At 61.1% G+C, this 24,683-nt stretch carries 26 protein-coding genes; 15 read left to right on the forward strand and 11 right to left on the reverse strand.

Annotation, left to right across the window (positions count from 1 at the left end):
• Positions 1-69 precede the first annotated feature (69 nt).
• A complete protein-coding gene (locus tag WNY80_RS12075; RefSeq protein ID WP_342887989.1) occupies positions 70-2,175 on the forward strand; it encodes a S9 family peptidase in 2,106 nt (701 codons plus the stop codon).
• A 404-nt stretch (positions 2,176-2,579) separates the two neighbouring features.
• Complete coding sequence (locus WNY80_RS12080; RefSeq protein ID WP_342887633.1) at positions 2,580-3,659, forward strand: TadE/TadG family type IV pilus assembly protein; 1,080 nt, start codon at positions 2,580-2,582, stop codon at positions 3,657-3,659.
• Positions 3,660-3,697: 38 nt separating this feature from the next.
• On the opposite strand, the gene WNY80_RS12085 is transcribed toward WNY80_RS12080, so the two are convergent.
• From WNY80_RS12085 to WNY80_RS12105, 5 genes are all read right to left on the reverse strand, one after another.
• Positions 3,698-4,621, reverse strand: a complete 924-nt coding sequence (locus WNY80_RS12085) for a cytochrome c (protein WP_342887634.1) — start codon at positions 4,619-4,621, stop codon at positions 3,698-3,700.
• A 40-nt stretch (positions 4,622-4,661) separates the two neighbouring features.
• A complete protein-coding gene (locus tag WNY80_RS12090) occupies positions 4,662-5,108 on the reverse strand; it encodes a cytochrome c (protein ID WP_342887635.1) in 447 nt (148 codons plus the stop codon).
• Between the two features lie 202 nt (positions 5,109-5,310).
• A complete protein-coding gene (locus tag WNY80_RS12095) occupies positions 5,311-5,913 on the reverse strand; it encodes a superoxide dismutase (protein ID WP_342887636.1) in 603 nt (200 codons plus the stop codon).
• A 378-nt stretch (positions 5,914-6,291) separates the two neighbouring features.
• Positions 6,292-7,098, reverse strand: coding sequence for an FkbM family methyltransferase (locus WNY80_RS12100; protein WP_342887637.1), 807 nt, complete (start codon positions 7,096-7,098; stop codon positions 6,292-6,294).
• A gap of 211 nt (positions 7,099-7,309) precedes the next feature.
• On the reverse strand, positions 7,310-7,933 hold the full coding sequence (locus WNY80_RS12105; protein ID WP_342887638.1) for a LysE family translocator: 624 nt from the start codon (positions 7,931-7,933) through the stop codon (positions 7,310-7,312).
• A gap of 135 nt (positions 7,934-8,068) precedes the next feature.
• Here WNY80_RS12105 and WNY80_RS12110 point away from each other — a divergent pair, with 135 nt between their 5' ends.
• From WNY80_RS12110 to WNY80_RS12140, 7 genes are all read left to right on the forward strand, one after another.
• Entirely contained in the window at positions 8,069-9,058 is a 990-nt protein-coding gene (locus WNY80_RS12110) for a helix-turn-helix domain-containing protein (RefSeq protein ID WP_342887639.1), read from the forward strand.
• A gap of 212 nt (positions 9,059-9,270) precedes the next feature.
• Positions 9,271-10,476 (forward strand): serine hydrolase domain-containing protein, encoded by a 1,206-nt coding sequence (locus WNY80_RS12115; RefSeq protein WP_342887640.1) that lies wholly within the window; start codon positions 9,271-9,273, stop codon positions 10,474-10,476.
• Between the two features lie 83 nt (positions 10,477-10,559).
• Complete coding sequence (locus WNY80_RS12120; RefSeq protein ID WP_342887641.1) at positions 10,560-11,267, forward strand: carbonic anhydrase; 708 nt, start codon at positions 10,560-10,562, stop codon at positions 11,265-11,267.
• Between the two features lie 237 nt (positions 11,268-11,504).
• The gene (locus WNY80_RS12125) at positions 11,505-12,398 is read left to right on the forward strand and encodes a LysR substrate-binding domain-containing protein (protein WP_342887642.1); all 894 of its coding nucleotides are present in this window, start codon (positions 11,505-11,507) and stop codon (positions 12,396-12,398) included.
• 96 nt (positions 12,399-12,494) lie between these two features.
• Positions 12,495-13,118 carry an NAD(P)H:quinone oxidoreductase gene (gene wrbA / locus WNY80_RS12130; RefSeq protein WP_342887643.1) on the forward strand — a complete coding sequence of 208 codons (624 nt, stop codon included), beginning with the start codon at positions 12,495-12,497 and terminating at the stop codon, positions 13,116-13,118.
• Positions 13,118-13,786, forward strand: a complete 669-nt coding sequence (locus tag WNY80_RS12135; protein WP_342887644.1) for a DsbA family protein — start codon at positions 13,118-13,120, stop codon at positions 13,784-13,786. Before wrbA ends, WNY80_RS12135 begins: the two co-directional genes overlap by 1 nt.
• 145 nt (positions 13,787-13,931) lie before the next feature.
• Positions 13,932-14,825, forward strand: coding sequence for an EamA family transporter (locus WNY80_RS12140; protein ID WP_342887645.1), 894 nt, complete (start codon positions 13,932-13,934; stop codon positions 14,823-14,825).
• A 108-nt stretch (positions 14,826-14,933) separates the two neighbouring features.
• Here the strand turns inward: WNY80_RS12140 and WNY80_RS12145 are convergent, their stop codons facing one another.
• Together WNY80_RS12145 and WNY80_RS12150 are read right to left on the reverse strand one after the other, a co-directional pair.
• Complete coding sequence (locus WNY80_RS12145; protein ID WP_342887646.1) at positions 14,934-16,334, reverse strand: TIGR03808 family TAT-translocated repetitive protein; 1,401 nt, start codon at positions 16,332-16,334, stop codon at positions 14,934-14,936.
• 121 nt (positions 16,335-16,455) lie between these two features.
• Positions 16,456-16,776 carry a hypothetical protein gene (locus WNY80_RS12150; RefSeq protein WP_342887647.1) on the reverse strand — a complete coding sequence of 107 codons (321 nt, stop codon included), beginning with the start codon at positions 16,774-16,776 and terminating at the stop codon, positions 16,456-16,458.
• A gap of 323 nt (positions 16,777-17,099) precedes the next feature.
• Between WNY80_RS12150 and WNY80_RS12155 the strand changes: the two genes are divergently transcribed.
• On the forward strand, positions 17,100-17,294 hold the full coding sequence (locus WNY80_RS12155; RefSeq protein ID WP_342887648.1) for a hypothetical protein: 195 nt from the start codon (positions 17,100-17,102) through the stop codon (positions 17,292-17,294).
• A gap of 315 nt (positions 17,295-17,609) precedes the next feature.
• Here WNY80_RS12155 and WNY80_RS12160 read toward each other — a convergent pair whose 3' ends face one another.
• Entirely contained in the window at positions 17,610-17,966 is a 357-nt protein-coding gene (locus tag WNY80_RS12160) for a DUF2780 domain-containing protein (RefSeq protein ID WP_342887649.1), read from the reverse strand.
• A 149-nt stretch (positions 17,967-18,115) separates the two neighbouring features.
• Positions 18,116-18,994: a dienelactone hydrolase family protein gene (locus WNY80_RS12165; protein WP_342887650.1), complete on the reverse strand. Its 879-nt coding sequence runs from the start codon at positions 18,992-18,994 to the stop codon at positions 18,116-18,118.
• 473 nt (positions 18,995-19,467) lie between these two features.
• Here WNY80_RS12165 and WNY80_RS12170 point away from each other — a divergent pair, with 473 nt between their 5' ends.
• The 4 genes from WNY80_RS12170 to WNY80_RS12185 all read left to right on the forward strand — a co-directional run bounded on the left by WNY80_RS12170 (position 19,468) and on the right by WNY80_RS12185 (position 22,490).
• Positions 19,468-19,881: a carboxymuconolactone decarboxylase family protein gene (locus tag WNY80_RS12170; RefSeq protein ID WP_342887651.1), complete on the forward strand. Its 414-nt coding sequence runs from the start codon at positions 19,468-19,470 to the stop codon at positions 19,879-19,881.
• Between the two features lie 2 nt (positions 19,882-19,883).
• A complete protein-coding gene (locus tag WNY80_RS12175) occupies positions 19,884-20,873 on the forward strand; it encodes a magnesium transporter CorA family protein (RefSeq protein ID WP_342887652.1) in 990 nt (329 codons plus the stop codon).
• Between the two features lie 161 nt (positions 20,874-21,034).
• Positions 21,035-21,922: a polysaccharide deacetylase family protein gene (locus tag WNY80_RS12180; protein ID WP_342887653.1), complete on the forward strand. Its 888-nt coding sequence runs from the start codon at positions 21,035-21,037 to the stop codon at positions 21,920-21,922.
• 82 nt (positions 21,923-22,004) lie between these two features.
• Entirely contained in the window at positions 22,005-22,490 is a 486-nt protein-coding gene (locus WNY80_RS12185; RefSeq protein WP_342887654.1) for a YchJ family protein, read from the forward strand.
• Between the two features lie 16 nt (positions 22,491-22,506).
• Here the strand turns inward: WNY80_RS12185 and WNY80_RS12190 are convergent, their stop codons facing one another.
• Complete coding sequence (locus tag WNY80_RS12190; protein ID WP_342887655.1) at positions 22,507-23,145, reverse strand: TetR/AcrR family transcriptional regulator; 639 nt, start codon at positions 23,143-23,145, stop codon at positions 22,507-22,509.
• A 70-nt stretch (positions 23,146-23,215) separates the two neighbouring features.
• Between WNY80_RS12190 and WNY80_RS12195 the strand changes: the two genes are divergently transcribed.
• Positions 23,216-23,935 (forward strand): SDR family NAD(P)-dependent oxidoreductase, encoded by a 720-nt coding sequence (locus WNY80_RS12195; RefSeq protein WP_342887656.1) that lies wholly within the window; start codon positions 23,216-23,218, stop codon positions 23,933-23,935.
• Between the two features lie 61 nt (positions 23,936-23,996).
• Here WNY80_RS12195 and WNY80_RS12200 read toward each other — a convergent pair whose 3' ends face one another.
• Complete coding sequence (locus tag WNY80_RS12200; RefSeq protein ID WP_342887657.1) at positions 23,997-24,554, reverse strand: glyoxalase superfamily protein; 558 nt, start codon at positions 24,552-24,554, stop codon at positions 23,997-23,999.
• Positions 24,555-24,683 lie beyond the last annotated feature (129 nt).

The following is a 24,683-nucleotide window of genomic DNA, read 5'->3' on the forward strand; positions in this document are numbered from 1 at the left end:
CTTGATCGGTCCAGTCGCGGGCTCTATGTCGGGATACCGGTTCTGTTCGAGCCCAATCCTTCCCCGCACATGGAGCTCTCCTTGTCCGCATTCAAAAACCTGCCCGCTGCCCCGGTCGCTGAAAAGCGTCCCGTCTCCGACACCCGTCACGGCATCACCCGTACCGATGACTACGCCTGGATGCGTGACGACAACTGGCAGGCGATGTTCAAGGATCCGTCGATCCTCGATCCGGCTATCCGCACCCATCTCGAAGCGGAGAATTTCTACCAGCAAGTGGCCATGGCGGACACCGAGGCGCTGCAGAAGACACTGTTTGCGGAGATGCGCGGCCGCATCAAGGAAGACGACAGCTCGGTGCCGTCGCCCGACGGGCCCTGGCTCTATGGCGTGCGCTTCGTGACCGGAGGCGAGCAGCCGAAATACTTCCGCATCCCGCGTGATGGCGGCGACGAGCAGATTATTCTCGACGGTGATCATGAAGCTGCCGGCAAGGCCTATTTCCGCCTCGCCGGCACCGGGCATTCGCCCGATCACGCGGCAATGATCTGGGGTTATGATGACAAGGGGTCCGAATTCTTCACCCTCAAGGTGCGCGATCTTTCAACCGGCGAGGACAACTCCGACCTGATCGAGAACACCGGTGGCGGCGCGGCCTGGTCGGCCGATTGCACCGGCTTTTTCTACACCGCGGTCGATGACAATCACCGGCCCAGCAAGATCTTCCATCACCGCCTCGGGACGCCCCAGAGCGAGGATGTGCTGATCCACGAGGAGCAGGACACCGGCTTCTTCATGGGCGTGTCGGGCACACGTCTGAACGACTTCATCATGATCGGCATCAATGATCACGAGACTTCGGAGTGCTGGGTCATGCCGGCCGATGATCCGAAAGCAAGGCCGCAACTGGTGGCGGCCCGCCAGACCGGTGTGGAGTATTCGCTCAGCGAAGGCGGCGATGTCTTCTTTATCCTGACCAACGCCGATGGCGCCAAGGATTTCAAGATCATGCAGGCGCCGGTCGGATCACCCGGACCGGAAAACTGGAGCGAGGTTGTCCCCCACAAGCCCGGACGGCTGATCCTCTCGGTCAGCGCCTACCGCAACCACCTGGTCTGGATGGAACGGGAGAACGGCCTGCCGCGCATCGTCATCCGCGACCGCACCACCGGTGAAGAACACGCCATCGCCTTCGATGAAGAGGCCTATTCGCTCGGCTTCCAGGGCTCGATGGAATACGACACCGAGATTGTCCGGTTCAGCTATTCCTCGATGACCACGCCGTCCGAACTCTATGATTACAACATGACCACCCGCGAGCGCACGCTGCTCAAGCGTGACGAGGTGCCATCGGGCCACGATCCGGCCGACTACGTCACACGGCGCGTCATGGCTCCGGCCGAGGACGGTGAATTGGTGCCGGTCACGCTGCTCTACCGCCGCGACACACCGCTTGATGGATCTGCACCGTGCCTGCTCTACGGCTATGGGTCCTACGGCATTTCGATCCCCGCCAGCTTCAACACCAATTGCCTGTCGCTGGTCGATCGCGGCTTTGTCTACGCCATCGCCCACATCCGTGGCGGCAAGGAAAAGGGCTTTGCCTGGTACGAAGCCGGCAAGCGCGGCAACAAGACCAACACGTTCAAGGATTTCATTGCGGCCGCACGCTACCTCGACAGGGAAAACTTCACATCGCATGACCGCATCGTCGCGCAAGGCGGCTCTGCCGGCGGCATGCTGATGGGGGCGGTTGTCAACATGGCGCCCGATGCCTTCGGCGCCATCATCGCCGCGGTTCCCTTCGTCGATGTGCTCAACACCATGCTTGATGACAGCCTGCCGCTGACGCCGCCGGAATGGCCGGAATGGGGCAACCCCATCGTCTCGCCCGAGGATTACCGCACCATCGCCGGCTACTCGCCCTATGACAATGTCACGGCGCAGGCCTATCCGCCGATCCTGGCTGTCGCCGGCCTGACCGATCCGCGCGTCACCTACTGGGAGCCTGCCAAATGGGTGGCGCGGCTGCGCGAATTGTCGACCAGTGGCAATCCGGTCCTGTTCAAGATCAACATGGCAGCCGGTCATGCCGGTGCGTCGGGGCGTTTCCAGCGGCTTGAGGAAATTGCCTATGAATATGCCTTTGCGCTCAAGGTTGTCGGCAAGGCCTGAGTTCTGCACAAGCGGCAGTCTGATGGCTTGCCGGTGAACTGAAAACGGCAGTTCGAAATGGCGGCAAGGATCTGGCCAGGGTGCAACGCCCAGGCCGGATCGAGCCATTCAAGCCGCGCAAGTTGACGTTTTTGCCGGCCAGACGCCACAAGACTGCCGGCTGTGGGGAATTTTGCGGGCATGAGTTCGGCTGGCCCGGTGCAGAATCAGCTTTATCGCATGTACCGATATTGAAAAAATCCGGAAATCAGCCGTCTCATAAGCGGAAAAAGCCCCTTTGGGCGTCTCGATTCGGGAATCGGTAAAATTTGAGCGTCTCGTTTAAGCCAACGCTTATGGCTTCCGCTGTATCTGTTTTCTCATAGAGTTCCAGATGAAAACGGGGTCGAGAGATGACCAGCTCAATGATGAAGAAAATTGCTGATTTGCTTCGCAACAAGAATGGCAACTTCGCCATGCTGGCAGGGTTGACTATCCCGGTTGTGTTCATCGCGGGTAGCCTCGCCGTTGACACCACCAATGCGATGTCGATGAAAGTCCGGTTGCAGAATGCGGTCGACAGCGCCGCACTTGCGACCTCGACCAGGCTGGCGCAGGAAGAAGATCTCAGCCTCGAGGACGCGAAAGCCTTTGCCGTCACGTTCCTTCAGGGGCAGGTCGAGGAAGACATGCCGGTCTTTACCGACATGAGTGTGAAGCCGACAGTCGAGATAACCACTGCCGAGGACAACGGCGCCACCATCTGGCGCGTGGCGATCTCGATGACCGGTACCCAGGCATTGACTCCGATGGCGCGGTTGATGGGGAAGGACAGCATCAGTGTTGGTGTTCTTGGCAAGTCGGAAAGCGCTTCAGGGACCACCCAGGGAGCCTTTTCCATGGCTCTGGTGCTCGACCGTTCCGGCTCGATGGACTGGAAGCTGGATGGTCAGCGCAAGATCGACGTGCTGAAGTCCGCCGTCGACGGTCTTCTCACCCAGATCGAAACGGCCGATCCCAGCCGGACCTATGTCCGGATTGGCGCTTCCAGCTACAGCACCTACATGACCGGCTCGCAGAAGCTCACCTGGAAGCCGAGCAAGACACGCGATTTCGTCAACGCGCTTCCGGCTTCCGGCGGAACGGATTCCACCCAGGCGTTCAGCTGGGCCTTTGACAGCGTTTCCGCGACCAAGGAGCTCAACAAGCATATGGACAAGAACGGTCAGGAGCCCGTGCGCTACATCGTCTTCATGACCGATGGCGACAACAACTACAGTTCCGCCGACTCCTCCACCAAGATCCTTTGCGACAAGGCAAAGGGCGAGGGCGTCCAAGTCTATACGGTCGCATTTGCTGCGCCCACGCGCGGCAAGGAGCTGCTGTCCTATTGCGCCACCAGTTCCGCCCACTTCTTCGATGCCCGGAGCAGCGTCGATCTGGTCGCAGCTTTCAAGAGCATCGGTGAGCAGGCATCCCAGGTGGCATCCCGGCTTACCCAGTAGGGAAAGGGCAGGGCGGAGCGCCGGTCACGGCACTTCCGTCATTCCCAGCCATTGGCCCTTTCGGGCAGTGCCTTGAGATAGGCGGCGATCGCATCCCGGTCGCCGCTTGTCAGCTTGGCCATGTTCTTCTGCACATCCACCATCGATCCGCCGACGCTGTCGAAATCCGGCGTGAAGCCGCTTTCGAGATAGTAGGCGATGTCGGAGGCGCTCCAGCCGCCGATGGATTTTCCCCCCGGTGTCAGGTTGGGGATCACGCCTTCGCCTTCGGGGTTTTTGGCCCCCGATAACCAGGCATCGGAGACAAAGCCGCCGATCGGGTTGCGCGGCGTGTGGCATTCGCCGCAATGACCAGGCCCCTCGACCAGGTACTGCCCGCGGACGACCTGCGCATCTGCACCGGCAAGTTCAACGCGCGGCTTGTCTGAAAAGAACAGCAGCTTCCATCCGCCCAGCGACCGCCTGATGTTGAACGGAAACCCGACCTCATGCGGAAGCGATGCGACCGTGCTCCGGGGCAGGGTCTTGAGGAAGGCGAACAAATCGGCGATGTCGCGATCGGTCATTCGCGTGTAGGATGTGTAGGGAAACGCCGGATAGTAATGCTGGCCTTGAGGCGAGACACCCGCCAGCATGGCATTGGCGAAATCCGAGATCGACCAGGCGCCGATCCCGGCATCCGGATCAGGCGATATGTTGGGCGCGATGAAAGTCCCGAAATCGCTGCTCAGCCGCACTCCGCCCGACAGAACCAGCTTCGCGTCGCCCTCGGATCCGGGCGCGGCATGGCAGGAGGCGCAGCCGCCCGCCCAGAACAGGGTTTCTCCTGCTGCGGCATCGCCATCGATCGCGGCTATGGCTTCAAGCCGGTCGGCGGCAACGGGCCGTGGGGCGGTCAGCGCAAAGGCAATGCCCGCGCCGGCGATCGCCACCAGGCCAAGACCAAGCGCCAGCCGTTTCATGACTGGCGCCCGGATGAAGCGGTAGGAAGACTTCTGCCCATCAGCTCTTCTTCAGGCGATAGGTCTCATGGCAGGAGCCGCAGTTCTTGGTCAGCGGGCCGAAGACGGCCTTCAAACCATCGAGATCAGCGGGAGCCGCTGCAACGCCGGCATCGGCGTCGGCCTTGAAGGCTGCAAGCTTGGCCTTGAAGCCGTCCATGTCGGTCCAGATTGCCGGTGCGGCTTCGGTTTCAAATCCGGTCTCGGACCCGGCCGGGAAATACTCGCCGATCGAACCCGCCACTTCGCTGATCGTGGTCAATGCTGCCAAGGCGGCTGCAGCGTCGAAATCGGCTTCACCCTTGACCATCTTGGCCATGGCGCCGGTTGCACCGCCAACCTTCTTCATCATTTCCTGGCGAACCACCTGCGGCTCGTCGGCGGCGATTGCTGGCGCAAATCCTGCAGCGCCGATGAGGGCTGCGGCAAACAAGGTCCGGAATTTCATGAAGTCTCTCCTGCAGTGATTGAACGGTTGGATTTCTCACGCCGTGACATGATTGCATGATGCAAATCTCAGGGTAGTCAAAAGTTTGTGAACAGTGTGTCCTCCGAGGGGTTTTCCCGGATGAACTTTGATTTTGTCATAAAAAAAGCCCGGCGATGATTTCGCCGGGCCCTTCCATTGGAGTCAGTCAGTCGAGCCGGGCTCAGACCGCCGCTTCGTACATTTCAGCGACGTGATCCCAGTTGATCAGATTGTCGACAAACGCCTCGAGATACTTCGGCCGGGCGTTGCGGTAGTCGATGTAGTAGCTGTGCTCCCAGACGTCGCAACCCAGGATCGGCGACGCGCCGTGCATCAGCGGGTTTTCGCCATTGGCGGTCTTCATCACCGCAAGCTTGCCGTCCTTGACCGCAAGCCATGCCCAGCCGGAGCCGAACTGGGTGGTGCCGGCATTAATGAAATCGGCGCGGAACTTGTCGTAGCCGCCCAGATCCGACTCAACAGCCTTGGCAAGCGCGCCTGGCAGCTTGTTGCCGCCGCCGCCCTTCTTCATCCATTTCCAGAAGTGCAAATGGTTGTAGTGCTGACCGACATTGTTGATCAGCGCAGCGTTCTTCTCGGCATAGGCTGCCTTGCAGATTTCCTCGAGCGACTTGCCTTCGAGGGCGGAACCTTCGAGTGCCTTGTTGCCGTTGGTGACATAGGCCTGATGGTGCTTGTCGTGGTGAAATTCCAGCGTCTCGCGCGACATGAAAGGCGCAAGGGCGTCATAGTCGTAAGGCAGGCTTGGCAGTTCGAGGGCCATGGGGTCTCTCCTCTTGAAAATTGATTTGGCGGCGGAACGTGAAATCCCGCAACGTCGCCAGAACATAGGCGCGCCTTCTCCCGCTAGCAACGGGGCAATCTGAAAAAGGTTCCGCGAATTGGCCGAAATCGCAGCCGTGAGACAAACCGCGCCTCATGCATTTCGTGCCCGGATAGATCCACTCGTGCAATAGTGGAAATCATGCACTCAATGCGTTGCAGCGCCGCGGATCTGCCGCCGGAGGAGCACCGGCGGTGTCGGTTAGCCGGACGGCCATATCCTGCTGCCGAAACATGAGGGAGTAGGATTCACCGAGGGTGCGAGGCGCTCCATCGAGGTTCAGTCAGCACGCAGCGCCTGGTTGAGAATACTGTCGGATCAAGCGTCGTTTGTGATCAGGATATCCATCGGTGAACGAAGTCTGACAAATGCATTGATCAAGAACCACTTGAAGTCCGTATATTCCTTGCCGTTGATCGTCACTCTCTTGTTGCTTGGCAGGGCCTCCACAAGGGACCTGTTGATTTTCAGAAATTGCTTTCTTGATTGTATGAACCTGGGAAACCCGAAAAACCGGCCAAGAGACTTTCTCAGTGAGCGCCGCAGAAAGGTAGGGTGAAGTGAGATTGCAGCGGTCACATTCGGGTTTGCAAGCACTTCTTTGATCGCCGGAATAAGGTCATACTCTCCGCCCTCGATATCTATTTTCAAGAATATCTTCTGGCCGGGTTCGGCATGGTCGTCCAGCACACTTTGGAGCGTTATGGCTTGCACGAGCCAATTCGTGGGACCATCGGCAAACAGCACGCTGGACGTGGAATCGCCGCCACCCTTTCGACTCCCGAATGGAATAGTTCCCGCTTTCGTGCCAACTGCCTTGTTGAAAATGACAAGATTCTTGATCCAGCTTGCCGAGCTGTTCAATGCGACATTTGCTTGCAAGCGTTCAAAAGCAATCGGGTCGGGTTCAAAGGCGACGCATTTTTTTGCGAGTTGCGCGGCGTAAAGTGCCGTTGGCCCGATCCATGCACCGATGTCAATCATCAAGGTCGAATCGTCAATATTCCGGTCAAAATTTGCGTATGTGGAGGGTTCCCATTCTCCACTGTTCACTTGCGGCCAGAAGTACTCGTAACCCTCTGGCTCAACCCGGAACGATTTTCCATTGATGGTAATTTCTTGCATCGAGACAACTCTGAATTGGGAATGGTTGGGTCCTGAGTGCACGCATCTTCAGGCCAATTCCTCGAAAGGTTGGATGTTATGGGGCGTACTAGCATTGTTTCACCGCCAAATTAAAGCGCTCTGTTGATCTCGGTATTCCCGTTTCATGTGGTGAGCAAAGGCTGCCGACAGAAACGGGCAAGTTTGACCAGACCTCTTCGAACCTGCCTGCTCAGCGTTCCGCCAGCGCCAGCCTGAGTCCCATCAGCGCGAACATCGAGGCAAATGACCGCTTGACCATCCGCATCACCCCGGGACGTGAAATCACATGGTCGCGCGCCTGTGCCGCCAGAAGTCCGTACAGCGCGAAGACGATGAAGGTGAGCGCCATGAACACACCCGCCAGCCCGAGCATTTCCGCCGTTGCATTGGCCGCCCCGACATCGACGAATTGCGGCATGAAGGCCAGGAAAAACAGCGTCAGCTTCGGATTGAGCAGGTTGATCAGGATGCCCGCGCCGACAATCCGGCGCCCGGAATGCACCCGCAGGCCTGCACCGTTCGCGGCATCGATCTTCGGCGAACCCGTATCGCGCCACATCTGCCATGCCATGTAGAAAAGATAGATGACGCCGAGATATTTCAGCGTCTGGAAGGCAATCGCGCTGGTATGCAGCACCGCTGCCAGCCCGGCAATCGATGTAGCCACATGCGGCACGATGCCGAGTGTGCACCCGAACGCCGCCAGCATTGACGCCCGCGCGCCCTGGGTCAGCCCCGCGGCCAGCGTGTAGATTACCCCGGTTCCGGGCAGGACCACGACGATCAGCGTGGTGATGAGAAATTCGACACTCATGGCGCTTCTCCGGCGAGTGAGAAGTGTGGTCGCAGTTCAGACCCGGTGTCCATAGCCGTGATTAATCTTTGTTGCAGAATCTCCGTGCAATAATCTCAAGTTGTATGATGCGATTGCCGGGGAGGGCACGTCCTGTTGAACGAACACAGTAGGAAACAGGCGCCTGGTGCCGGCGGTTTGAGCTTGCATTCGACCCTGATAGACCATGCCGCCATTCAGGCGGCAGTCCAGCCCTGGATCGAAATGGAATGTTTTCAGCTCAGCCGCGGCAAACGCCTGGGGCAGCTGGATTGTCTGGATCTGGGAAACACGCGGATTGTGCGTGAATACCAGCATGCCACGGTTCAGAAAATCGGCGCCACACCCGGCAATCTCTGTACGCTGTCCTTTTGCACGCTTGACCGCGATCTGCGGTTTTCGGAGCATGACGCGGGCGACGCCGATACGGTCTTCTTCCTGTCGGAGAACAGCGAATTCGACATCCATGTGCCCGCCGGTGTGCAGACCACCTACATCAGTCTTGATCAGGACGAATTCCTCTCCGCCGCACGGGTGCTCAACCCGGCACAGTGGGAAACCGCCCCGCAAGGCGTTCAGCCGCTCCGTTCAAACCACAAAGCCCTGTTCAGCGACGCCGTCGAGATATGGTTCAAAACCGCGAGCGTGGCGGCAAGGCAGGGCGGCGCCATGGATGCGGATGTCATGCGCCGGCTTCTGCTCCAGACCATGTTGCAGGTTGCCACGACAACGATCCCGGACGATGCAGGCACGGTGCCGGCGGCTGCGCGGGTGCGGGCACTGCGCATCTGCCGGCAGGCGTGCGCCTTTGCCGAAGACCGCCTGGAAGCCGACGACCTGCCGACAATCGTTGACCTTTGCACGGCGGTCGGTGTGTCCGAGCGCACGCTGCAATATGCCTTCCGCTCCTATGTCGGAATGAGCCCGCTGGTCTATCTCCGGCTGCTGCGGCTCAATCGTGTCCGCACAACACTCATCGAGGCGTCTCCCGGCGAAATGACGGTGACGGAGGCTGCGATGCGCTACGGATTCCTGCATTTGAGCCGTTTTGCCCGCGATTACAGGCATGCCTTTGACGAGAGCCCGTCGGAGACACTGGCTGCCTGAGGGGCCTCGCGCGCCTGCGCCATGCGATATTCGGACGTCAGCTGGACGCTTTGCGGAAAACGGATAGCCCGCTTGCTCGCCCCGGCGCTATTCTGGCCATGAACCCTGTCGGCCGGAGATGATCCCGAAGATCATCAACGGCCCGATCCGTTTGCCCGCAGGAAGGCAAACAGGTCGCCGACCTTGAAACCAGTCGACATAGGATGGTTGAAATGATGACACACCTGACTGCACGAAAAGCTCCCCCGAAATTCACCTCGCGTGTGCTGGCCGGCCTGATGGGCGCCATGCTGCTAGCCGCGCCCGCCACGGCCGGGGACCTCGATCTCGACAGCTACCTCGAGACCGTGCGCGAGGAAAGCGGCTTGCCCGCGCTTGCGGCAGCCGTGGTCAAGGACGGCAAAACCGTCGCCGTGGCAGCGGTCGGCACCCGGATTCTTGGCAAGGACCTTCCGGTGACGCTTGATGACCGTTTCCATATCGGTTCGAACACGAAATCGATGACCGCGACCCTGGCCGGAATGATGGTCGACGAAGGCAAGTTGCGCTGGGATTCCAGCATCGGCGAGGTGCTCGGCGACGATGTGAAGGGCATGAGCGAAAGCCTGGCCAACGCCACGCTCGAGCAGCTTCTGTCACACTCGAGCGGAATTCCCAGCGACAACGAGAGCATCGGCGATCTCTATTTCAACGCCGATGTCTTTGATTACAATCTGTCGGCCTTGCGCGTTCACCTGATCGATCAGTGGAAGAACAACGAGATCACCGTTCCGGATGGTTCGCCGTTCCAGTATTCCAATCTCGGCTACCTCATTGCCGGGGTGATGATCGAGAAGGCTTCGGGAACCACGTGGGAACAGCTGATCCGCGAGCGGATATTCGAGCCGCTGGAAATGCAGACCGCCGGGCTCGGCCCGCAGGCGACCTACGGAAAGCTCGACGCGCCGGTCGGCCACCGGATCGGGCCCGATGGCACGGTAACGCCGATGCTGTGGGGACCGGCGGCGGATGGTCCGCAGGTGATAGCCCCTGCCGGAAATGCGCATATGTCGGTTGTCGACTATGCCAAGTGGGCAGGCTGGAATGCAGGCGCGGGAGAGCGTGGACCGGAGCTGGTTTCCGCCGATACGCTGCAGCAACTCCACACGCCCAAGGTCGTGACCCCTGTGCGCAAAAACCCGCCTCCGGGAACCCCGGGCACCGGAGACTACGGGTTTGGCTGGGGCTTTGTCGAGTTCGACTGGGCGGACAAACCGCTGATGACCCACAACGGATCGAATTCGATGAACCTCGCCAAGATCGTTGTTGATCTGGACCGCGATCTCGCCGTTGTGGTGATGACAAATTACCCCGGCACCACGGCCGACGAAGCCGCGGGCAAGGTGATGCAGCATCTCTACGAGGCGTACGCCGAATAGCCACCAGACCGGCCGGCCGCTCAAACGGGCGCTCGGCCGGCCGATCATCAAACAGTGATATCACAACCATTGAGGACACATTTATGTGTGAGATTTGTGCGAAGACAACCATCAGCCGTCGCGGGTTGTTTGCAGGCGGCCTCGCCACTCTGGCGGCAGTGTCCTCCGGATCCGTGGCTTTTGCTCAATCGGGTGAAGCAGCCCCCGCAACACCCGATGCAGCACTTCAGCGCCTCATCGACGGCAATGCCCGCTATGTCGCCAATGAGGCGATCAACACCGATCATTCCGTCACCCGCGCCGCTCGCTCGCTGGGCCAGCAGCCCTTTGCCGCCGTCGTCGCCTGCGCCGATTCGCGCGTCGTGCCGGAACTGATCTTCGACCAGGGGCCGGGCGAACTTTTCGTTGTCCGCGTTGCCGGCAACTTCCTCAACGACGACGGGCTGGCCAGCCTGGAATACGCTGTCGCGGTTCTCGGCATCAAGGCCATCGTGATCCTCGGGCACACCGGCTGCGGCGCGGTTGGCGCCACGATCTCGTCGATTGCGGACAATGCGCTTCCGGCCGGGCATCTGCCTAGCCTTGTCAACGCGATCCGGCCTGCGGTCTACGATGTCATGAAAGACAACCCGGACGACCTTCTGGCCGCGGCAACCGCACGGAACGCCCGGCTGAACGCCGAAAAGGCCGCCGCGTCCGACCCGATCCTGTCCGAATTCCACGGAGCCGGAAAGATCAGCTCCACCGCCGGAATCTACGACATCGCCACCGGCAAGGTGGAATTTCTCTAGCGTCACACGCCAGCCATCGAGCCGTCCTGAAGCAACCTGAACAGCACACTCCGGACCGGTCGTCTGCGCCGGAGTGTGCCACGGGCATTTCGAAAGGCCGGCAACTCCGTCACGCCCCCGACCGAGCGATGCCGTGGCCCCACCGGTCCCTGCACATTTTGCCTCTGAGACAACCGTGCTAAGGCAAACCTCCCGAAAAGCGTCAGCCCGGCTGGCGCCGACGTACGGAGAAACTGGATGGACAAGCTCTCGGTCATGAATGCCTATTGCCGCATCGTCGAGCGCGGCAGCTTTGCCCGCGCGGCGGATGATCTGGGCGTATCGGCGGCACTCTTGAGCCGCGAACTGAAGCTGCTGGAGGAAAGTCTCGGCTGCGAACTGCTGACGCGCACGACCCGCAGCATGTCGCTCACCGATGCCGGACGTCTCTATTATGAGGAAGCGCAAAGCATTCTCGATGCCGTGAACCGGTCAGAGGACCGTATTCGCGAGGCTGTCGGCGCAGTGCGGGGGCATCTCAGGGTCAACGCCTCAAGCTCCTTCGGCCAGATGGTGATTGCACCGTTCCTGCCGCGGTTTCTGGATCAATATCCCGATCTCAGGTTCACGCTGTCGCTGGATGATCGGGTGGTCGACATGGTCGAGGGCGGCTTCGATGTGTCGATCCGTATCCGTGCGGCGATGCCGGATTCGGCGCTGGTGGCGCGGCGGATCGGAACCGCGCGGCAACGGATCTTTGCCTCGCCCGCCTATCTGGCACGCGCCGGAACGCCCGAGGTCCCGGACGACATCCAGCACCACAGGATTGTCGGTTTCCTGCTCGCCGACCACCTGACCGGCTGGAACCTCTCCGGCCCCGGCGGCGAACAGACCATCCCGCTCGATCCCGAGGTCAAGGTCGGCAACAGTCTCGTGCTGCGCGATCTTCTGATCGCCGGGCACGGGATCGGCACCTTGCCGGATTTCGTTTCCGATGCCGCCGAGGCCCGCGGCGATCTGGTTCGGGTCCTGCCGGAGTGGGAGCTGCCCGCGCCGGAAATCTTTGCCGTCACCGCATCGCGGCTCGGCATGAATGCGCGGGTGACAGCCTTCATCGACCATCTTTGCGCAGCACTTCAGCGCCATTCATAACGCCACGTAAATAATCCTTTGCAAGCCGGCGGCTTATTCCCGGGCCCGGTTTCAACGATCTTCCCGGCATCGAAACATCACGCCGGAGAGGATCTCATGACCCGCATTCTCGTTCTTTACTATTCCAGCTACGGCCATGTCCGCGCGCTTGCCGAAGCCGAGGCTGAAGGCGCCCGCAGCATTGCCTGCACATCGGTCGACATCCGCCGCATCCCCGAAACCGTGCCCGAGGCTGTGCGCCAGGCCGCGGGGTACATTGACGATGACACCCCTGTCGCCACGCCCTCCGATCTCGCCGCCTATGACGGCATTATTTTCGGCACGCCGACGCGGTTTGGCATGATGGCGGGGCAGATGAAGCAGTTCCTTGACCAGGCCGGCGGGTTGTGGGCGCAGAACGCTCTGGTCGGCAAGGTCGCCGCGGTCTTTGCTTCCACCGGATCGCAGCACGGGGGCCACGAGGCGACGCTGCTGTCGACCCACATTCCGCTGATGCATTTCGGCATGCTGATCGCCGGTCTGCCCTACACCTTTGCAGGCCAGACTGCCGCTGACGCCATCATCGGCGGTGCCCCCTATGGGGCGGGAACCATCGCCGGTGCGGACGGATCGCTGCAGCCGACTGCGACCGATCTGGCCGGCGCCCGGTTTCAGGGCCGCCATGTGGCCGAGCTCGCATATCGCCTGACGGCGGACCTGCCGGTCCGGGAGGTGGCTTGATGGCCCAGCGTCTGACCGTCGACTTCTTTCACGACGTGGTATGCTGCTGGTGCTTCAACATCTCTTCGCGGATGCGCAGCCTTGGCCGCGAACTTGACCTCGACATCCGACATCGCACTTTCGTGCTGCAGGCAAGCGCCGAGGAAATGGCCGCCCGCTGGGGTAAGCCCGAAGAAGCGCATGAAACCATCCTTGGTCACTGGTCCGCGTGTCGTGAGGCCAGCGACCGGCCTGATCTGATTGATGTCGAAGCCATGCGCAACGCCGGGTTTGATTATCCGCACGGCTGGACCGCGGCTCTTGCCTGTAAAGGCGCCGAGTCTCTTGGAGGGCAAACGGCTCACTGGAACATGTTTGACCGCATTCAGCTCGCCCACCTCGCCCGGGCCCGCAACATCGCAGATCCGGCAGTGCTCGCCGAAGCTGCCAGCGACACCGGTCTTGATGCGTCCGACTTTGCCCGCGCCATGAGTGATCCGGCGACTGCACAGGCTGTCGAGGACGACCGTCAGGCCGCGCGCAGGATGCAGCTGCGCAGCATTCCCGCCCTGATTATTCGCGATACCGGCGCCCGGCTGGTCAACGGCACCATTGACGAGTTGCGTACGCAGCTTCGTGCCGTATCCGGTTTGATCCCGCAGGCATGGGAGGAAGACCGATGTTCTTGAGCCTTTTCGCAACCAACAACAGCGGCCGCCGTGCACCGCTCGGTCTCAGCCCGCATCTGATGCGCGACATCGGGTTCGATACTGCCCCTGACCATAGGCATGTGCCCAAGGCCTCCCTGAGGCAATCCAGAACAGGAGTTTCGCTATGAGCCGGACCACCGATATTGTTTTGACCGCACTCGCACCGGCAATCTGGGGCAGCACCTATCTTGTCACCACGGAAATGTTGCCCACAGGGTATCCCGTGACACTCGCGGTTTTGCGGGCCTTGCCTGCCGGATTGTTGCTGCTCGCGCTCACCCGTTGCCTGCCGCCCAGGGGCTGGCTGGGCCGGACCTTGCTGCTCGGCGCCCTGAACTTCGCCGTGTTCTGGACGCTGCTGTTCGTTGCAGCCTACCGGTTGCCCGGCGGGGTCGCCGCCACGCTTGGTTCGCTGCAGGCGCTGATGGTGATCGTGATGGCGCGTGGCTGGCTCGGCACGCGGATCCGTGCTGGTGCCGTCGCTGCTGCGTTTGCCGGTGTCACCGGTGTCTCCCTTCTGTTGCTCGGACCCGATGCGGCCCTTGATCCGGTCGGGGTCGCCGCCGGAATTGGTGGCGCAGCCTCGATGGCTGCAGGCACGGTGCTTAGCCGCAAATGGCAGCCGCCGGTTTCGGCGCTCAGCTTCACCGCATGGCAATTGACGGCGGGCGGCCTTCTGCTCGTTCCGCTGGCTCTGGCTGTCGAGCCTGCCTTGCCGGCACTGACGCCCGTCAACTTCGCCGGTCTCGTCTGGCTAGGCCTGATCGGCGCCGCGCTGACCTACTGGCTCTGGTTCCGCGGTCTGGCGCGGCTTGAACCCGGTGCCGCATCGATGCTTGGCATGATGAGCCCTGTGACCGCCGTGATCCTCGGCTGGCTTTGGTTGGGGCAGGCGCTGACGCCGGTGCAGTTCATCGGAGCGGCGATCGTCCTGAGTTCCGTATGGGCCGGCCAGATTGCCAACCGACCGCGCGTGGCATTGCCCGATGCGACATACGCCGCGCGCCGGGCTGCGTGAGACCGGATTCAACTGGCCCGCGAGGTCCTTGCTGCAAAGGCTGGGCACACGCCAAACTCCACCCTGACGGGCGGTTGGAAAATGTCGCAAGTTCAGCGTTGGTGCCTCTCAGGCAACCACATTGCGTTCCAGTGTCAGGTGCTTGAAGCGGCCCGCGCCGACCTTGGCCAGGTCCTTGGTCACCACCTCGTTCCAGCGGCAGCCCAGAACCGCGCCGCCGGGGGTGGCGTCGAACATGTTGCCCGAGATCAGGGCCGCACCGGCGCCCTCGACCACCGAGACGGCGATGCCTGCGCCGCAGTCGCGGATGGTGTTGCCGGAAAAATTGACTGCCCGGAGGAACGGACCCCAACCCATCAGCACGCCCCATTTGGGCGCGCCCTCGATGACGTTGCCGCTGACCGCCGCATCCGCCTCGATCGCCATGCCAATGCCGAAACCGGCATATTCGGCCGGGTAGGGGCCTTTGGTCGTCAGGTTGCGGATGATGTTGCCGGTGACCGAGGCGAGTCGTCCACCCTCGTTGAAATTGGCAACCGATATCCCCACCGTGCCGCCATCGATCAGGTTGGAGGCGATCACCGCACCTTCGAACGAGAACTCGGCATAGATCGCCGTCTCGCCAGAACGGATAGCCTGGTTTGAGATGATCTGGATGTTGCTGGCCGAGTTGGCGCGGATCGCAGAGAAGGCGCAATCGGAGACATGGTTGTTGGTCACCATCACATTGCCGGCGCGAAAGATGTTGATGCCGTTGCCGTTCTGGCCGGTGCCGCCGGCGCGTGCCGCAATCCGCATCACCCGGTTGCCGTCGATCAGCGTCGCATCCTCGCCGATGGACCAGCGGTGCACCAGGATGCCGCCATTGGCGCAGTCGCGTACCATGTTGCGGGTGATCGCAAGCGACCGGCTTTCGATGGCATAGATGCCGGCCAGCCGTGCGCCGGAAATGTCCGTGTGGTGGATGCGTCCGCCGCAGGCTTCCAGCGTGATGCCGTGCCCGTCAGCTCCGGCGACAGCCATGTCTTCGACGATGGCTTCGTTGACGCCGCGCAGGTGCAGAAGGCCGGATACGTGCCCGCCCAGCCGCTGGTTGGCACCGTCAAGCACCATGCCTGACAATTCGATCCGGCGTGCCCCTTCGGCCAGCATGAAATGGCCGCGTCCGCCATAGATCAGCCGCGTCGCCCCCGGCACGCCGATGATCCGGGCGCCGTCGGGCAGGTCGATGTTGGAGATGACGAAACTGCCTGGCGGCAGCCGGAGAATCCGGCCCGCAGCCGCAGCCTCGTCGATGGCGCGCTGAAACAGCCGGCTCTGGTCGTCGGCGGCATCGGGAAGCAGGCCCGACAGATCGGCGTCATGTCCGCCGCGCAGGTCAACCCGGTTGAACAGCTCGCCCGCCAGCGCAGGCGGGGCCAAGGCCGGAGCAAGAAGACTTGCCGCCCCTGCGCCTGCAAGGCTGGCGAGAAGGCGGCGGCGGCTCAGAATGTGAAGGTTCCTGGTCATGCACGACATGGAGCACGAACCGTGCCAGTTTCATTTGTGCCGGAATGGGACAGATCCGTCAGGCAATCGCCGGCATGGCCGGCTTTTCGCAACCGCCATCGGCGCCAGGGACATGGTCCCGCTAGTTGCCGGCGCGCGTTTCCTTGCAGGTGAATTGCTCCGGTCCCATCCAGATGACCGGCGGTGTTTCATCGGAGAAAAACTGCAGTCGCTGGGTATCGTCGCGCCAGATGCCGCCGCCTTCCGCGCTCAGCTCCTCTGTTCCGCCGGGACTGACAAGTGTTGCCGTTCCGGTTTCCGGCTCGAGTGTCAGAGTGATCGTGATCCCGCGGCCACTGCAGTCGAAACTGTCGGAAACCGCGGCATCGGCTGACGTGGCGGCCAGCATGAGGCAGGCGGCAGCAACCAGTGGCAAGACAGGGCTTGAGACAAGAGAAGACATCGGCAATCCTTAAATCGTGATCTGGCCCACCTGTCTGGCAATTGGCAGGCCGGAAAATGCAGCTCCCCTTTGCGGCGCGCAATCTTGCGCCAGGCGAACCGCCTTGTTTCAAAAAATAGACAGCTTCAAGATAAGGGAGCATCGGCTGCGATGGCAACGGCCTTCACCGATTACCCACACCCGATGCGACCATCTGCCCTGCCGCCGGGATTTTGCGTTTCGCTTGAGCCAGATCAAAAGATTTCTCTCGTTTCCGGTATAGTCTCCGTCTTGAAGGATACCGGGCCATTCGGGCTGCGGGACCGGTAATACAGGAGGCGATCATGCTCAAACTTGCAGCGATGGTCTACATCATAGTCGGCAGCATGTTGGCGGGCAGCTTTGTCATAGCCGCACTGACGCTGGACCGGGTCGATGCAATGTCGATCTCGATTGCGGCCGGTTTGGGGGCGCTGGTTGCCTTGCCTGTTGCCTGGCTGATCGGTTCCAAACTGAACAAGGCAATCCGCCCGGCCTGACGCAGCGAATTCCACACGCCGGATCCTCATCAAGACCGGCTGCGTGGGACTTGCCTTGACGCAGGGCCGCGGTTGGGGAGGAGCGCGGGGCTGGCCTGCAACAGCAGTCAGCCCCGCTGCTTGCATCCGGCGCACGCCAATTCATGAAAACGCAGACCAGGCCAGATATCCACACAGCCAGAATCGTGCCGGATATGAGTGGTTGAAGCTTGCGTTGGCCCTTGGATTTTCAATGAATCGCACAAAAAATCCGGCGATGGATGTCGCCGGATTGATCGGTATTGGAACGGGCAGGCGCGAGGCCTTGCCGCAGCTTCAGACGAACTGGGACAGTCCGGGGATCGAAGCGACGATTTCATCAATGGAATCGCCTGCGCCGTTTTCACGGGCGTAGCCCATGGTTTCCTTGGCAACGCTGGAAATTTCACCCATGCCAAGGCCCATGCCCATCAGCTTCTGGCCGAGGCCCATCACGCCGCCCATCGACAACATGCCGCCGCTTGGCGCCTGGGCGATCAGGTCTTCCGCGCCGGGCACTGCCGCCAGCATTTCCTTGACCTTGTCAGCCGGGCCTTCCGACTGCAAGAATTCGAGAATGGCGCCGACGGCCTTGGTCGCGGTATCGGCATCGATGCCAACATTGGTTGCAATGCGGGAAATAAGATCGTTCAAGGGGAATCCTCCGGATATGTGACGTTAACGTAAGCGTAAACGGCAGATTTGGCCAATGCAAGCAGCACCAGCCAGATTTGAGCACATAATCCGCCGATAATTGCCGTTGCTCTCACGATACAGGTCAGGGATGACCATTTGGCGACAGATCAGAACATCGTGCCCTTGAGGAAGGCGAGGGTGCGTGTCCACGCCAGATCGGCCGCCGGCTTGCTGTAGCGTGCCGCAGAGGTGTCATTGTTGAAGGCGTGGTTGACGCGGGGATATATGTGGACGGCAAACACCTTGTCGTGGGTTCGCAGCGCCGAGCTGTATGCCTGCAGGCCGGAATTGATTCGCTCGTCCAGGCCAGCGTAATGCAGCAGCATCGCAGCCCTGATCTTGGGAACGTCATTGATGTCCGGCTGGCGTCCGTAATAGACGATGCCCGCGCGCAGGTCAGGGTCGGCAACCGCCAGCTCATTGACCAGCCCGCCACCCCAGCAGAAGCCGATTGCCGCAACCCGGTCGGTGCTTCTCGGATGCCCGGCGAGCCAGGCGCGCGCCGCCACCGCATTGGCGACGGTTTCGTCCGGCTTGAGTTCGCTGACCATTTCGCGTGCAGTGTCTTCGTCTGCGGGCGTGCCGCCAAGCGGCGAAAGGAAGTCAACCGCCAGTGCGGCGTAGCCTTCCAGCGCCAGGCGCCGCGCGATATCGCGAATGTGGTCGTTCAGACCCCGGTTTTCATGAACAACGATGATGCCGGGCACCCGGTCGGTGGCGAATGCGGGTATGGCCAGATACCCGCCCATGACACCGGTGGTGCCGAGGAATCTCACATCGGAAGTTGCCACCCTGGGGTCATCCTCCGGGATAATCGCGGCCTTGGCGCTGTTTGCCGCCAGCAAGGGCGCAATCGCTGCCGCCGCCGCGCCGGATCCTGCAAGCTTGGTCAGCTTGTTCATGAAACCGCGCCGGTCAAGCGTCAGATGGGTGTACTCATCATAAGCCTGAATCATGGCCTGTGTAACGGTTGGTTTGTCTGCCATGTTTGTTCTCCCGATTTCAATTCACAGCAATACGCGATTTCAATATATTAGTATGCGTTAAAGACAAGAGATTGGCATTCCCCATTAAGTAACAGGGTATTATGCGCAGCCATCACGCAACATGAGACCTGAGCTGTCATAATCAGACATATTGATCGACCAATGCATGTGTCCGCATTCTATGTTTTGGGTGTGAACGATATCTTATCCGCTGTTTATCGAATCGTGAACCAGGGACAATTTGCCTCAGAGGCCGCTTTGGACGGCTGGTCCCCCGTCCTGGCAAGCGGGGCAGGTCATCACATCCTTTCCGCTTGCTGAGATATCCGCTATGCAATCTTGTCTCGGGCGGCTCTGGCATTGAAACGATGGGAACCCGTCAGGGCAATGTGAGCCCCCTTGGGGAGCGCCGGACCCCGTCGACCGTATGAGCCCGCAATACCTGTGACCCAAGCAGAGGAAACAACCACACCATGACCACGCTGGTACCCGCTGAAGAGCTTGAATCCGATCCCCGCGTCAAGGCGGTGTTCGACGACATAAGGGCGACCCGGAAGACCGACTTCATCAACAACATGTGGCGCTGGCTGGCGTTCGATCCGGCCCTGCTTGAGCGTACCTGGACCGAGGTCAAGGAAGTGGTCGGCAAGCCGTCCTCGATCGATCCGCTGACCAAGGAGATGATCTACGTCGCCGTCTCGGTCGCCAACAACTGCACCTACTGTGTTCATTCCCACACGGCTGCGGCCCGCGCCAAGGGCATGACCGAGGAGCAGTATGGCGAATTGCTTGCGATCATCGGGCTGGCCGGCAAGACCAACCAGCTGGCCACCGCGCTGCAGGTCCCGGTAGACGACGTGTTCGATGCCGGCCGGTCCGGCTCATAGCGATGATCCGGCTTTATGACGGTCAGGGGATCTGTCTCGACAATCCCGGAACAGATGATGCGGCGCTGCCCGAAGCAGCGTGCTGGATCGACATGCTGCACCCGACGCCCGGCGAAGAGGCGCAGGTCGAGGCCCTGATCGGTGTCGAGGTGCCGAGCCGCGACGAATTGCACGATATCGAGCCTTCAAGCCGGCTTTATATCGAGAACGGTGCGGTCTATCTCACCGCCAGCGTGGTCTCCAAGGCCGATACCGAGTTCGCCGAAATTGCCGATATCGGTTTCGTGCTGGCCGGTCACAGGTTGATCACCATCCGCTATGCAGAACCCAAGGCCTTCACCGTGTTTGCCGCCAGCGCTCACCGCGAACTCGCGCACCGCGATATTGCCAGTCCCGGCGGTCATGATGTGATGGCCCGTCTGATCGAGGCGATGATCGACCGCAGCGCCGAGGTTCTCGAACATCGCTCGCGGCGGATCGATGCGCTTTCGACCGAGGTGTTTTCGCGCAGCGCTGCCAACAACCCCGAAGCCGTCACGCGCGATCTCGAAGCCACGCTCGGTGTCATCGCGGGGCATCAGCGCACCGTTGCCAAGGTGCGCGAAAGCCTGATGTCGCTGGCCCGCGTGACAAGCTTTCTGCAGACCCTGCCGGAGATCATGGGCGACCGGACACTCAAGCAGCGCTGCCGCTCGATGGCGGTCGACGTCCAGTCGCTCTCCGAACACGCTGATTTCATTTCCGAAAACATCATCTTCCTGCTCGACGCCTCGCTCGGCCTGATTTCGGTGCAGCAGAACCAGGTGATGAAGGTGCTTTCGGTTGCGGCGATGATTTTCCTGCCACCGACCTTCATCGGCACCGTCTACGGCATGAACTTTCAGGACATGCCCGAACTCAGCCAGCCCTGGGCCTACCCGATCGCGCTCGCCGTCATGGCCGCCTCTGCACTGGGGCCCTATCTCTGGTTCAAGCGCAAGGGCTGGTTTTAGGGGGGCACTGACGCCAGAATTGAGGCAGGCATGGGCTTTCCATGCGTCTTCAGGCCAATGCGCGGTCTCGCTTCAAACGTGCAGGCTTGGAGAACGTCAACGCTCGGTTAACCATAGTCAGCGATAGTTTGGCATCGCTGCTTTTATGAGTTATTTGAGCCATGGTTTCGCGTCTTGCCCTTGTGTCTGTGCTGTCATGCCTTGCCATGGCCGGCTGTGCTTCCAAGCCACCTTCCAGTCTGCAGGGCGCGAAAACAGCTTATGTGCCGGTTGCCGGCCAGCAATCGCTGCTTGACCGCGACCGGGACGGCGCGGCTGACAATCCGGCATTTGCCCGTTTTGGCAGGGCGCCCGGCGGCAAGGGATTCGGGTTGCTGGCCGGGCGGACCCTGAAGGTGGCTTCGCTGTCCGAAATCCGCTTGGCTGACAAGGAGGTCATTCTGACCTTTGACGATGGGCCCATGCCTGGCAAGACGGACAGGGTGCTGGAGATCCTGAGCGAGTATGGCGTCAAGGCGACCTTTCTGATGGTCGGTCAGATGGCAAGCAGCTATCCGGCGGTCGCCGCAAGGGTGGTCAATCATGGACATTCCATCGGCGGCCACACCTACAACCATGCCAATCTGGCAAATGCGGGCAACACCCGCGCGCTCAACGACATTGCCACCGGCAACGCGGCGGTGGAGAGGGCAACCGGCGCCCCGGTCGGCTTCTTCCGGTTTCCCTATCTGGCCGACACAGGCGCGCTGCGTCATTCCGTAGCCGCACGTGGTATGGTCATTCTCGACGTCGATATCGACTCCAAGGATTATTTCTCGTCCAGTCCGGAAACCATCGCTGCACGCACCATGGCGCAGGTCCGCGCCAGGCGCAAAGGCATCATCCTGATGCATGATATTCACAAGCGCACCGCTGCCATGCTCCCCTCGCTGCTGGCGCAGCTCAAGGCCGGCGGTTACAAGGTTGTGGCCCTGCAATACCGGCGGTCCCGGATGCCCGAAGCGATGGTGTCTGCCGAGACCGGTGAAGGCGGATCGCGCCAGATGTAAGTCCTGGCCGCAGGTTGCGCTGGGAGCGCGGTTTTGCAAGAGCCCGATACTGTATGTCCCTGACGGAAAAGCAGATCTCACCATGACCCCATGCCCTTGCGGCTCAGACCAAACCTATTCTGCCTGCTGCGGCCGCTACCATGCGGGTGAGGCGGTGCCGACGGCTCAAGCGCTGATGCGCTCGCGTTATGCGGCCTATGCGCTGGGCAATCTCGATTACATCGAGGCCACCTGTTGCGGCCCGGCTGCCATGGCCTTTGACCGCGCGGAAGCCGAGACTTTGCAACTGGGCACGCAATGGCTCGGTCTTGAGGTCGGCCGGACCACGAAAGGCCGGGAGCGTGACAGCGAAGGCACGGTCAGTTTCACCGCGCATTATCGCCACAAGGGCACTGAGCAGACGCTCGTGGAAACCTCTGAGTTTCGCCGCATCGATGGCCGCTGGTTCTACTCCGACCGTATGCCAGCCGCGCAAGCGGCCGTCGGGGTAGGCGGAGTGGGCCGCAACGATCCATGCCCCTGCGGCTCGGGCAAGAAATACAAGAAATGCTGTGGCGCGAGCGGCTAGGCCAGCGATGCGCCTGTCAGGCGGGCGGACCTGATCGGCTGTCAAGCAGAGCGCCACACATGACGGCCAGATGGCCGCGCAACTGTCGGGCAGCCACCTCATCGAGATTTCGTTCGAACGCGTTGCGGACACTGCCGAAAATGACAGTCAGCAGGGTACGCGTCATACTCTCGAGTTCCTGTGTGTCCAGGTCCGGCGCGCTCGCCAGCATGGCTTTGGTCGCAGCATCAGCCCGTGCGGCGAAGGCATCGATCAAGGCTTCGTTGTCCAGTTCTGCCACCGAGCGGTACAGCGCCTGGGTGACGTCGGCACGCTCGGTCTTCGCGCGCCAGTAACACTCGATCAGGGCTTCGATCATCTGCCTGGCCGGCATGCCGCGCTGCTCGAGACACGTGACCTCGATCTTGTCGGCAAGAGCGTCAAGATAGCGTTCGTTGAGCGCGTAAATCAGGGCCTGTTTGTGGGCAAAATACTGGTACATCGTCCCCACCGAAACGCCGGCGCGCTCGGCAACACGCGTTGTCGTCAGCCGGTGGGGCCCGACAGTCAGCAAAACCTGAATGGTTGCCTCGAAGACAGCGTCCAGGGTTACGGTTGCGCGCGCCTGACGCGGCCTTTTCCGGGGGGCAAGCGAGCGTGGAGCGGCGGGCGGCAAAAGCGAATCCTCAAACTGAACAATCCTTCATATTCTAGCGCCAGCAAATAGAAACGCAAAGGACAGGTTCATGTCGGAAAAACGTATCGCGCTTGTAACAGGCGGCAACAAGGGGATCGGGTTGGAGATCGCCCGGCAATTGGCACAGGCAGACATCAAGATCATTATCGGTTCGCGCGATCAGGATCGTGCCAGCGCGGCCATCAGGCAACTGGCGTCGGAAGGGCTGTCGGCTGGCTTCGTCCGTATCGACCTTGACGACTGGTCAAGCGCAGCTGCCGCGGCCGAGAAGTTCGGGGCGGAGCATGGTCTGCTCGATATTCTCATAAACAATGCAGGTATTTTCGACTTCGCCGATGGAAAACCGGGACAGGCCGACCTCGACGCGGTGCGCAAGGTGATGAACACGAATTTCGTCGGAACACTTGCCGTCACCCAGGCTTTCCTGCCGTTGTTGCGCAAGGCGCCCGCGGCCCGGATTGTCAATCTATCAAGCTCACTCGGTTCGCTGGCGTTGAACGGCGATCCGTCCTCAACCTATTACGCCAACCAGTTCATCGGCTACAACGCCTCCAAGGCGGCGCTCAACATGCTGACGATCCAGCTCCACGAGGAACTGCGCGGCACGTCGATTGCGGTCAACTCCGTAAGCCCCGGCTTCGTCAAGACCGATCTCACCGGCTATGGCACCATGACGCCGGAGGAGGGAGCCCGCTTACCTGTTCGCTTCGCGCTTGATGACAAAGGCTCTGGCCGCTTTGTTGAACCGGACGGCGAAACACCCTGGTAGCAACGCACAGCCTGCTTTCCCGCATTGGCAGGAAAGCAGGCTGCTTCTCGGAGGCTTCGGATCAGCTCTCCCACCCCGCTTTGCGTTCGATGAAGCGCAAGCGGTTGCTGAACGGATCGGTCACCTGCATCTCCAGCCCCCAATCCTGCTTTTGCAGGCCCGGCCGGTTGTAGCGGTAATTGCGCGCCAGGAGTTCGCCATGCAGCTTTTCGACGTCTCTGGCAAAGACCACCGCATTGGCGCCCGGCGTTGCGTCGCCCGAATGCTCGCTCAGATGCAGCACCATCGCCCCGCGCGACACCTGCATGTAGAGCGGCGCATCGGGCCCGAAACGGTGCTCCCAGTCGACGCTGCAGCCGAGAAACTCGAGATAGAATTCGCGTGCCTTGGCTTCGTCGAAAATCCGGATGATCGGCGCTGCGGCCTCGAGGCCGATGCCGCCATCGTCGCGGGCTCCCGGGCTTGCCGCAATCCGCGCCGCCAGAATGTTCCAGGTGTCGAAGCCGAATTGACGGGCCACGATTTCCAGCGCCTGGCTGTGGGAAATGGCAAGGCCGGTGCCGGCCAGCCGCTCGCGCATGGCTGACGCCATGGCTTTTGCATCGAGATATGTGCGCATAGTCCAGTTCTGTCCTGTCTGCGGCGAAGTGGATGATCAGTGTCCGCATTGCTGACTTTTTCGCCGATCAGGTGAACCGGAAAAACAAGACGCGCTTTCGCCAAACCTCAATGAGGCGCGGACTGCCGG

Source organism: Hoeflea sp. AS16 (assembly GCF_038900095.1).
GTDB lineage: Bacteria > Pseudomonadota > Alphaproteobacteria > Rhizobiales > Rhizobiaceae > Hoeflea.